General features: G+C 47.3%; 7 protein-coding genes and 1 pseudogene. 3 read left to right on the forward strand and 5 right to left on the reverse strand.

Annotated elements, in window-relative coordinates; genetic code table 11:
- The first annotated feature begins 672 nt into the window (after positions 1-672).
- Together rpoD and JGK20_RS14415 are read left to right on the forward strand one after the other, a co-directional pair.
- Entirely contained in the window at positions 673-1,842 is a 1,170-nt protein-coding gene (gene rpoD / locus JGK20_RS14410) for an RNA polymerase sigma factor RpoD (RefSeq protein ID WP_293178503.1), read from the forward strand.
- Between the two features lie 27 nt (positions 1,843-1,869).
- Positions 1,870-2,076, forward strand: coding sequence for a hypothetical protein (locus tag JGK20_RS14415; RefSeq protein ID WP_293230991.1), 207 nt, complete (start codon positions 1,870-1,872; stop codon positions 2,074-2,076).
- 4 nt (positions 2,077-2,080) lie between these two features.
- Here the strand turns inward: JGK20_RS14415 and JGK20_RS14420 are convergent, their stop codons facing one another.
- From JGK20_RS14420 to iscB, 4 genes are all read right to left on the reverse strand, one after another.
- Complete coding sequence (locus tag JGK20_RS14420; RefSeq protein WP_293178506.1) at positions 2,081-2,233, reverse strand: chlorophyll A-B binding protein; 153 nt, start codon at positions 2,231-2,233, stop codon at positions 2,081-2,083.
- Positions 2,234-2,359: 126 nt separating this feature from the next.
- Entirely contained in the window at positions 2,360-3,802 is a 1,443-nt protein-coding gene (locus tag JGK20_RS14425; protein ID WP_293230994.1) for an ATP-binding cassette domain-containing protein, read from the reverse strand.
- Positions 3,803-4,057: 255 nt separating this feature from the next.
- Positions 4,058-6,610, reverse strand: a complete 2,553-nt coding sequence (locus JGK20_RS14430; RefSeq protein WP_293230997.1) for a DNA topoisomerase (ATP-hydrolyzing) — start codon at positions 6,608-6,610, stop codon at positions 4,058-4,060.
- A gap of 64 nt (positions 6,611-6,674) precedes the next feature.
- On the reverse strand, positions 6,675-7,964 hold the full coding sequence (iscB, locus tag JGK20_RS14435; protein ID WP_293231000.1) for an RNA-guided endonuclease IscB: 1,290 nt from the start codon (positions 7,962-7,964) through the stop codon (positions 6,675-6,677).
- A gap of 1,475 nt (positions 7,965-9,439) precedes the next feature.
- Between iscB and JGK20_RS14440 the strand changes: the two genes are divergently transcribed.
- Positions 9,440-9,835 (forward strand): response regulator, encoded by a 396-nt coding sequence (locus tag JGK20_RS14440; protein ID WP_293153459.1) that lies wholly within the window; start codon positions 9,440-9,442, stop codon positions 9,833-9,835.
- A gap of 763 nt (positions 9,836-10,598) precedes the next feature.
- Here JGK20_RS14440 and rpoC2 read toward each other — a convergent pair.
- Positions 10,599-11,018, reverse strand: a pseudogene (gene rpoC2, locus JGK20_RS14445) (DNA-directed RNA polymerase subunit beta'); the annotation flags it as partial.

Genomic DNA, 11,018 nt, shown 5'->3' on the forward strand with positions numbered 1-11,018 from the left:
AGTCAGTATTGTCAAGCTAAGCTGACAAAGTTTTCTAGGTTCTTGACAAAAAACGGAAAACAACTTCCATTTTTTGTGAGAACGGCTACAATCGTAAGGGTCTTTCCAAGATCCGATTCTCACAGTTTGGTGCTTCGACTCTCTGCTGTTACATTTGAGGCAGCAGACCCGCATCCAAGGTGGCGAAAATTTGCCGTGCAACTGTGATGTCTGACGACCAGAGTGAAAGCAGCAAGCAAATCAAAAGTTGGACACCCATAACAGAAAAGTTAGAGGGTTCCGTGCCAGAAAACTTGTACGGGTAAAACATCGAAGTGCCGAGTAAAAAAGCCAGTATTTTTTGAGGTGCGATCGCATCTCCGGGTTTGCTTTTCTGGGTCAGGTATCGCAGACGATGCGTTAACTAGCCCAAACAAGAAAAAGCCGCACGCTCAATCCGAGGTTGCGACGTTAAAGTCGGCGATCGAGTGAATGCGCTGGCTACTTCTTTCCCAGAGCTCGAACTTTGACTCATAAAATTGGTGCGGTTTCGGTTACTGCTTCACTTAGCAGACCGAAAATTCCACGATTTCTTCCTGCGGGAATGTCAATACTGGCTAACTTGTCTAAACTACAAACAGACACTATTCCACTGTTATTTATTCTTTAATTCAGGAGCATGAGGAAGGCGGCATGATCCAGGCTAACACCGTACTCGAAACCAAAATTACACCCAAAATGGAAACTATCGAGTTGCTGAGGAACGCCGAAAGCGTTCTACCTGAGAGCGAGTTGGAACTCTTTATCGACGAAGAAGACGATCGAGAAGATTTTCTAGACAACCCGTCTGAGGAGGACGACACTAAAGCTGGCAAAGGCGCGAAAGCCCGCCGTCGGGCTCAGGCAAAGAAAAAGCATTATACAGAAGACTCTATTCGTCTCTACCTGCAAGAAATCGGTCGGATTCGACTGTTGCGAGCAGACGAAGAGATTGAACTCGCCCGCAAGATTGCAGATTTGCTGGAATTGGAGCGAGTTCGAGAACAATTGCTCGAAGAGTTAGACCGCGAACCTAAAGACAACGAATGGGCTACTGCTGTAGACATGGCACTACCTGCATTCCGTCACCGACTCCACGTTGGTAGGCGCGCCAAGGAGAAGATGGTGCAATCAAACCTGCGTTTGGTGGTGTCGATCGCCAAAAAGTACATGAATCGCGGTTTGTCTTTCCAAGATTTGATTCAAGAAGGCTCTTTGGGTCTAATCCGGGCTGCTGAAAAATTCGACCACGAAAAAGGCTACAAGTTTTCCACCTACGCAACTTGGTGGATACGTCAAGCCATCACCAGAGCAATCGCCGATCAATCCCGGACTATCCGCCTCCCGGTTCACCTTTACGAAACCATCTCGCGGATTAAGAAAACTACCAAGCTGCTTTCTCAGGAAATGGGCCGCAAGCCTACGGAAGAAGAAATCGCCACCAAGATGGAGATGACGATCGAGAAGTTGCGCTTTATTGCTAAATCCGCACAGTTGCCAATTTCTTTAGAAACTCCGATCGGCAAAGAGGAAGACTCGCGTCTGGGAGACTTTATTGAATCTGACGGGGAAACGCCAGAAGATCAAGTCTCAAAGAACTTGCTCAGGGAAGATTTGGAAAGCGTTTTGGACACTCTCAGCCCCCGAGAACGGGATGTACTGAGGCTGCGTTACGGCTTAGATGACGGACGGATGAAGACCTTGGAGGAAATTGGTCAAATCTTTAACGTCACTCGCGAGAGGATTCGCCAAATCGAGGCTAAAGCCCTGCGGAAATTGCGCCATCCCAACCGTAACAGCATCTTAAAAGAATATATCCGCTAGAGCATTTGTCTCGCATCACCCAAAAGAGTGATTTACTCTTTTGGGGTGGAACCCCCTACCCCAAAAAGAGCGATCGCTGTTAAGCCTTGCGCTGCTGAATGCAGGGCTGCAATTCGCTATTTGCTGCGGGTAAATTCTCGTGCAAAAATTGCCCTGCTAAAAACGCACCGGCAAAATTTTGGGAGTCCCCAAAAGAACTCCCAAGCTTTGCAGTGTCTGAAAAGTTTTAACTAGAAAATTAGATCAGGCCCCAGAAGTGCAGCACGCCTTGACCGGAAACCAATTCAATGATGACAGCGGCAGAGAAACCAATCATTGCTAAACGACCGTTCCAATTTTCAGCTCCTGCGCTGAAGCCCCAGTTCCAAGCGTTGCGTTTTTGTTCTTGCATAGTGCGAACTCCCTTCATTAACTTTTGTAAGGCTCATGTTAATTAATATAACAGTTACTTGAAAAAAATGCAAGTTTGTGATGCGTGATATCGATCGCAAAGGTCGATCGACCTTTCTCCTGTTTCCTACCGAGGAAAAATCGCCAATTCGGTATCAGGATCGAACAAGTGAATTTTGTCATGGGCGATCGCCAGCCAAAGCTCCTCGCCCACACGGATCGATCGCTCAGGAGGCACCCGCACCTGCATCCGCACAGCCGGATCGTCAGTCAAACACACCCGCAAATAAGTTTCGTGTCCCAAAGCCTCCACAATTTCCACTTGTACAGACAGATTTTTGGTAGCAGGAGGGTTGATGCTGAGATGTTCCGGGCGAATGCCCAAAATCAGTCCTCGCCCGTCATATTTTTGTAGATTTTTCGCCCAAATATCGGGTAAAGTAAAGCGAAACTGCGGGTGAGAAATCAACAGCGGGGCGGTAAATTGGACAGGCAAAAAATTCATCGGCGGAGAACCGATAAACTCAGCCACAAATAGATTCGCCGGCTTGTTGTAAAGCTCTAGAGGCTTAGCGACTTGCTGAAGCTGGCCAGCATTCATAATCGCAATGCGATCGCCCATAGTCATCGCCTCAGTTTGGTCGTGAGTCACATAAATAGTGGTAGTGCCCAACTGCCGCTGCAACTGCACAATTTGCGATCGAGTTTCCGCCCTCAACTTCGCATCAAGATTTGATAGAGGTTCGTCCATCAAAAACACTTGAGGATTTCGAGCCATCGCCCTACCCAAAGCCACCCGCTGCTTTTGTCCTCCCGAAAGTTGTTTCGGCAAGCGATTTAAAAGCGGTTCTATTTGCAATAATTGAGCTACCGCCCTAACTCTTTCTCCTACCGCCTTTTCCCGTTCCGACAAATAGCGCAAACCCGGAGGAAGCTTGCGAGTTGCTCCCACTAAAAAGTCCTCCCCTAAAGTATATATTCGCTCTTTGCTTACAGTATTAGAAGCTAAATAATTAATCCCCTCTTCTATCTTATTCCTGATTAGTTCTACCTTCTCCCTTCTTCCTTTTTCTGTCACTGTCACTGTCTCTGCTTCCTCATTCCTTCTTCCCTCTTCCCTCTTCCCTCTTCCCTCTTCCCTCTTCCCTCTTCCTTCTTCCTTCTTCCCTCGGACTTCTTCCTTCTGTGAGCGGCGCAATCCAAAGGCGAGATTATCGTAGACTGTTAAGTGAGGATAGAGAGCATAATTTTGAAACACCATAGCGATATCTCGGTCTTTTGGAGGTAAATCATTAACGAGCCGATCGCCAATCCAGATATTGCCGGCTGTCAAAACTTCCAAACCTGCGATCGATCGCAGCAAAGTGCTTTTTCCGCAGCCCGAAGGCCCCACCAACACCATGAATTCCCCGTCGAGGACGGTCAGGTTAATCCGCCGCAAAACAGTGTTAGACGAAGAGCTAGGAGTCTCTGTTGAGACACTTTCTGCGACGTTGTTTGCTACTTTTTCCTGTTCTCCTTGGCGGAGGGGAAAACTTTTGTAGATATTTTCTAATACAACTTGCGCCATCAAACGATTTTAGATTTTAGATTTGGAGGAAGGAAGAAGGAAGAAGGAAGAGGGAAGAGGGAAGAATAATGGGAGAATTTCATTTTTGTAAAAATAATTTTTTCTTTTAGTGTGATCGTCCCCGGTCGCTTGCCGATCTAACCCTCGCGAGCGGGGACAGCACTATAAAAACAAAACTGAGATGCTCCCCAAATAATTACCCATTACCAATGACTACTGACTATTGACTACTGACTACTGACTACTGACTATTGACTATTGACTACTGATAACCTTGATAATTCTTTCACCAGGATTGAGGTCAAAAACCCGATCGCCCGGAGCATCCTTCCCCCAAAAAGCTATAGCATCAGTAGTCGATCGCAGCAAGCGGCCAGCACTCGTAAAAAGTTTAACATCCGTACCCGGAACAGCCCGCAGCAATCCAACCAAAGCATCTTTAGGCTCTGCAAAGCGAAAAGCTTGAGTGCCAATTTCGCCGCGGTTAGTCAGCCTGACAGAACCCGCAGGCATTCGTTTAGCCCAACCCAACTCCGAAATTAGCACCAGACTGTCCTCCCGGTCGATCGTAATACAACCCACCAACTGTTCCTGCTTCCGCAACCTGGTGACTTGAGAACCCTGGGCGGTGCGGCCCATGGGCGGCAGTTGTTCGTCATCAACATCAAATCGGAGGACTCGACCTCCCGAAGTTGCGACGACCACTTGGTCGCCAACTTTGCTGAGACTAGCATTACGCAGTCGATCGTCCTCCTTGAGTTTAACAACAGTCACGCCGCGATTAGTCAGCTCAGCAAATTCCTGCATCGGCAAGCGCTTAATTTTGCCTTGTTGAGTCAGAGTTACTAAATCCGCAGCCTCCGAATTTTCCGGCAAAATAAAGTGTGCAACTGTGATTTCCGAGAAAGCACGACCTGCACTTTCTTTAGTAGCACTGGGCGACAACAAACTAACAATCGGCGTTCCCCGGTCTTTTTGGCTGCTACTAGGAATATCAGCCACTTTCAGCGGATAAGCTTTGCCGTTAGGAATTAAGACGACCAAAGTGCGATCGGTTTTTGTCAGGTTTGCCGTCACAATAAAATCTTCATTTTTTTCTAAAGCTGAAACCGATTTTTCGCGACTTTTCGAGCGCGGGCGTTCCGCAGCGGGCAATCGTCTCACGTACTGCTTGTGCGAAAATTCAACAATAGTTTCCTCCGGTTCAATATCGGGCAATAAATTAGGTGAAATTGTTGCCGGCAACAAAGGCTTCACACCAGCATTTTTCTTGCCAGCCGGTTGTGTTTGAGCAGTTCTGGCGCGTCCGGTTCCATTGGCAAATTTAGTGCGACGTTCGTCAGCGTACTTGCGTTTTAGCGATCGCAATTCCTTCTTTAAAGCCTTCAAAAGTTCGCGCCTGTCGCTCAACAACCGCTGCAATTCTTGAATATTCCCCATCAACTCATCCAACTCAGACTGCAAATTTTGCCTTTCCATACCAGTCAGCCGACGCATCGGCATCGCCAAAATCGCATCAGCTTGACTTTCGCTCAGATTAAGGCGAACTTGGAAAGTTTGCTTAGCAGTAGTCCCGTCAGGAGCATTTCTGAGAATGTCGATCGCAGTATCAAGATTTGTCAAAGCCAACATTAAGCCTTGGACAATGTGACAGCGACGTTCTGCCGCCTGCAACTCGTAATTGTAGCGGCGGGTGAGAGTCACTTCTCGGAAATCGAGAAATTCTTGCAACAATTGTCTCAAGGTCAACTGTCGGGGTTGACCGTTGACAATTGCCAGCAAAATCGCGCCAAAATTTGTTTGCAGGTCAGTTTGTTGGTAAAGACGAGCCAGCACCGCCTCTGGTGTAAATTCTCGCTTGAGTTCAATTACCACTCGAATGCCTTCGCGATCGCTCTCGTCACGCAAATCAGAAATACCGTCGAGGCGGCCGGCATTCACCAACTCCGCCACCTTTTCAATCCAAGCCGCCTTATTTACCTGGAACGGAAACTCCGTCACGACGATCGCCGTTTTAGTGCGTACCTTGCGATTCCCAGGCACTTCTTCCACCCCAGCCACACCCCTGACCGCAATGCTACCTCGACCCTTAGTGTAGGCGTCAACAATGCCCTCTGTAGAGACGATTTCCCCTCCGGTAGGGAAATCCGGGCCCGGAATCAGTTCGATCAACTTCTCATCCGAGAGCTCGGGGTTTTCAATCAAAGCAATTAAACCGTCTACCACCTCGCCCAAATTGTGGGGCGGGATATTCGTAGCCATCCCGACAGCAATGCCAGTACAGCCGTTGAGCAACAGAAACGGCAACTGAGCAGGTAGGGCCGTCGGTTCCTGCTGCGAACTGTCAAAGTTATTAGTAAAATCTACAGTTGCGTCACCGACTTGGGTTAGCATGGCTTCGTGGGCGATCGATGCCAGCCTAGTTTCCGTGTAGCGCATCGCAGCAGCAGGGTCATTGTCCACCGAACCGAAATTGCCGTGACCCGCCAGCAAAGGATAGCGGCTCGAAAACTCCTGAGCCATTCGCACCAGAGCGTCGTAAACCGATTGGTCGCCGTGGGGGTGATATTTTCCCAAAACATCTCCAACTACCCGGGCGCACTTGCGGTAAGGTCGGTCTGGTGTCAAACCGAGTTCGTGCATCGCGTACAAAATTCGACGGTGCACAGGTTTTAAACCGTCGCGGACATCAGGCAAAGCTCGCCCGACGATCACACTCATGGCATATTCGAGGTACGATTGCTGCATCTCGGCGTGCAGAGGCGTAGAAATTACTTGCCCGGAAAGTAGGTTGAGTTGTTTAGCCATGAGTCCTTATGTCTAATTACTAGATAGCAGAATATCGGAGTATTCTGGGGTGAAACGGAGTGAACTAAAATCGATATGAGTAGCCGTCCTGTCGGTGAATAAACTTCACGTTTTTTATGGTAGAAACTCCAATACGAAACTGATTAATTAAAACCTCAAAACTCTTTGCAGTAGGTGTTTTCACTCGCGCCGTATAGGTTCCGGCTCGTGAATTCTTGCGGTCAGTATCCAGCGTGAACTTAACTGTATCGCCTGTTTTGACGTGCTTGTATCGTACTCGTGTATTTTTCACTGCTGGGAACCCGTGTTTGTTGACTCGTATTTCCTGCCTTGTGCCGTGCCCAAAACACGTGACAATCAGAGGCTGAGTTGTTCTCAATTGAATCGAGCGACCAGATTTCCCGACACAGGCGGCATCAATACTATGTGACTTCTCTAAGCCGCGGAGGCGGTTGAATTTAGTTCTGCCGCCCGTCCAACACTTCACCGTGTCGCATAGCTCTTTTGCCATCCTGACAATGGCAAAACGGGTTGAATTCACTGCTGCTACATCTTTAAGGGGTTGCTTGGCTTGTGCAAGAATACGTTGTAGCAGGTCGGGTTTGCCCGAAAGGAAATCTTGGATATCGCGATTCCCCTTCTTCTGGTTGCACGGAACACAGGAAAGAGCAAGGTTGCTGACTCGGTTTGACCCACCTTTTGATTTAGCCTGAATGTGTTCTACTTCCAGGGGGGTATCGGTTGCACCGCAGTACGAGCATTTTTGTTCCCACTTTTCTAGTAGATATTGCTTCACCTCATAGCCAGCCAGTTCACCCGCTTGATATTGCACTCCACTAATCTCAGGATTCTGCATCAGTTGTGTGTCAAACCGGACTTGCTCAATCTCAATCTCAGTGATGGGACTGTAGCGCATGAATCGCTTAATCCAAGTTTCTACCGTTTGAACTCTATGTCGCAAGCTGGGGGCTAACCATCCTGTAGGCTGCTTTCGATTAAAACGCTTTGCTCGATATCTAAGATTGCGCGAACGCCGCGAGCCTCGCACGCTAGCCCGTTGTTTGAGGTCAGCGCTGATTTGCAATCCTCGATGCTTTAGTTCCATGCCGAAGACAATATCTTCACCGCATTGAATGGCGAAACCCGTCCATTTAGAACCTGGATCTATTTTGAGCCGATAGGGTTTGAGTGTGGGATTGAGAATCTGTTGCTTGAGGACGATCGCAAACGGATATGATCTGTACACCGCTGCTTTTTGTTTGGTCAACAGCTCTCTAGCACGGGCAGGATGCACCATGTTGAGGAACGTCCTGTCGTGATTCAACAGGAAAACGTAATTAGCTTGAATTTGCATTTCTGCATCTGGGGACTTGGTAATGTTTGCATCGATTGGCTTACAGGCTTGTTACCAGGGTGCGGTGTTCCACGTTCAGAAGCTACGCGATGTTCCTCCCCTGACGCTTGAATCTTGCCCGAATTGATTGAGTCATGACCCTCCAGCGGCTATCACACTCTTGGTGTGTGTGAAATCTGGTGTAGCAGGGTACTCCGAATTACTCCGTTTCCCTCGAATTACTCCGCTTCTTTGCTACTCTATGTTGCCGACCTTTGTGCCTACCTGTCTATTTACCCGCCGCCGCGAGAAGGTTGATTCACAGTCATACTTTTCCTTATAATCGCTCACAAAGGCAGATCGTTCAGAATTCAGCCGGGTCAAATCTATCCGGGCGAACTCTCAAGCCTCTGACACCAGCTCGATAGCGGTCAAAACTGAGAATGGCGAATCCCCAACCATCCCCGCTATATTGGGTACTCCGATCCGAATGGGAAGGCCCGAGTAGGTCAATCAACATTGCTTGACTCTAAGAGCAAGAAAGAAAATAATTGTCAAGGCTCCGGGACTCCCATAGCAGTTACAAAAAGTAATGGAACTGCCCTCAACCTCAGTCCACCTTCATACCCCTATCCGAGCGATCGTCCCCAGTCTAAAATCTAAAATCTAAAATGGTACAAGTTGGAGTCCTGACCACAAGAGAGGATAAGCAGTAGCAATCCCGAAATTGTCTGCGATATTCGGGGGAGAGAGGGAGATTCTCGGTCGTCGGGGAGAAAATGTAACCGTGAAGGGGAATAGAGAATTCAAATATACAATTTAAATCGACAACAGGTTACTAAAAACTTGCTACCGGGGGATCGTGAGACGAGCGTCAGTGTCAGGTCTAGTTCTAAAAAACAACTAAACACTCTATCTAAGGTAGACAATTATTTGAAATATTCTAGTAGACTGTGGTAGATTGTAGTAATATCAATAGGTTCACCCTATTTTACGTTAAAGCATTTCCGCATCTAAGCGCGGATGTATTGTAGCAGACTGACTGAAGAATATACATCTAAAACCTGTTCAAAGTATGGACAGAACCACAAAAAGTTAGAAGGTAACCAACAGTTTGTCCTTCTTGCGGTCATGGCATCGGGCGTGATATGAATGGCACTTTTAGCCTTTTTTTAAAGGCTGTGACAGATCCGCGACACAAAGGCGTAAGATTGCATCTTACCAATTGTGCCATACACAGTAAAGGTTGATTTTCAGCTTCTACCGGGTTAAATGTATCTGTTTGTTTGTATGTAGTAGTCTAAATGATGGTAATGGATGCTTCTGGGCATCTGTACACCCTCTCACGGTAGTCGCTCAAGGAATATATGCGGGTTTTGCAGGGTTCCCGGCTGATGGCGCTAAAAACTCTGCATTTTTGACGGGGAATCTAATCCTCGTGCCGTGTTCCTCTTTTGACTCATGTCGCAAAGTTTCCATACTTCCCATATTTATTTATGAAAACCGTTCTGATTGTAGAGGACGATTTGGTTAATGCTCGAGTTTTTTCCAAAATACTTACTAAGCGGGGGGGCTTAGCTGTCAAGCACACGGAAAATGTTGAAGAGGTGATGCAGATTGCTGCGGCCGGCCAAGCTGATTTGATTTTAATGGACGTGTCTCTTTCGCGCAGCGTGTACCAGGGAAAATCTGTTGACGGCATTAAGATTACTCAACTGCTGAAAGCTGACCCGCAAACCGCCTCGCTGCCGATTATATTGGTGACGGCTCACGCGATGGCCGGTGATAGAGAAACTTTTCTGGATCAAAGCGGTGCCGACGGTTACATCTCTAAACCCGTAGTAGACCATCAAGAGTTTGTCGATCGGATCAAGGCTTTGCTCCCTGAGTGAGCGCACCATATTTGAAGAAGGAAGTTCAGCAACGGATTCGTCGGCTGTCGGATGTAACAAATGTAACGGAGGGAAGCCACGAAGTTTGTAGTTTAATACGCTTGGGTTAGCGGTCTTTTACCGAAAACTTGGCTTCTTCAGCCCCGTCCTTCTAGGACGGCTTTTATTTGATCGACTTTTTAAGAAAAGTCTTGATATTTCTTAAAGACCTAGTGTTCAATCTAACCTACGAATTCGTGCTTAAACCCACATCAGAACAAATAGTTATTTTCGCAGACTGGCTTGAATAATGCGAGCGTGTTTATAATACCATTTTGACAAAAGATTGCGACATAATAAATGTTTTGTTTGGTCGCTTGTACCATTGTGGTCAGGTGCGGCTCTGTCAAATTGTCGATATATAGCTACGAATTTTTCGTGGATCCACAGCCTACAACTAATGTTGTATTAATTTTGAAAATTGGTATTATAAGGAAGAAATAATTTTATTTATAGTTTGATTCAAACAATTAAAAATTTTAATTTTCAAGTTTTATTGAATTCTGATTTATGCCTGCGGCTGAATATCTTCTGCCTTCTTTTTTCGGGCGATTTGATGTGCCGATCGCACTTTCGCCTGTGAATTTTGAATTTTAAGTTTTGAAACCAAAAATTTAAGATTTTTCAACCAACGCTTGCGCCTGTTGGTTGGGAGGATCTCTCAAAAATTGCCGCGCAGTTCAGGATCGCTGGCTGCGCGGCAATCTATCTCAAAACACTCGTTTTAGTCTTCGTCCTCGTCGAAGTCGTAACCGATATCATCATCATCATCGGCGATCGCGCCTAAGGAATCATCATCAGTATCAGGGACAAAATCGTCCTCATCAACCTCAACTTCCTCAAAATCCTCCTCGGAGTCAACATCAGGGGCGCGGCCGACATCAAAAGGACTCTCGATCGTATACTTGCGGCGGGCAGTGCGATCGTCCAACACGACATCTTCCTGCAAATCCTGGATGTCGTCGTCAAAGACAGCACCCTCAAAACCGGCATCTTGAACGCTGGCATCCTCATAGGCATTGAATCCAGTTCCAGCAGGAATCAGGCGGCCGATGATCACGTTTTCCTTGAGGCCGCGCAGCCAGTCGGATTTGCCTTCGATCGCAGCTTCGGTGAGCACCCTTGTGGTTTCTTGGAAGGAAGC

The sequence above is a fragment of the Microcoleus sp. PH2017_05_CCC_O_A genome, assembly GCF_020738785.1.
In the GTDB taxonomy this organism is placed as follows: Bacteria; Cyanobacteriota; Cyanobacteriia; order Cyanobacteriales; family Microcoleaceae; genus Microcoleus.

Coding starts and splice junctions, on each gene's coding strand:
- iscB (WP_293231000.1), bottom strand. CDS start 7,964: ATGCAAATTCAAGCTAATTACGTTTTCCTGTTGAATCACGACAGGACG.
- JGK20_RS14420 (WP_293178506.1), bottom strand. CDS start 2,233: ATGCAAGAACAAAAACGCAACGCTTGGAACTGGGGCTTCAGCGCAGGA.
- JGK20_RS14425 (WP_293230994.1), bottom strand. CDS start 3,802: ATGGCGCAAGTTGTATTAGAAAATATCTACAAAAGTTTTCCCCTCCGC.
- JGK20_RS14430 (WP_293230997.1), bottom strand. CDS start 6,610: ATGGCTAAACAACTCAACCTACTTTCCGGGCAAGTAATTTCTACGCCT.
- JGK20_RS14440 (WP_293153459.1), top strand. CDS start 9,440: ATGAAAACCGTTCTGATTGTAGAGGACGATTTGGTTAATGCTCGAGTT.
- rpoD (WP_293178503.1), top strand. CDS start 673: ATGATCCAGGCTAACACCGTACTCGAAACCAAAATTACACCCAAAATG.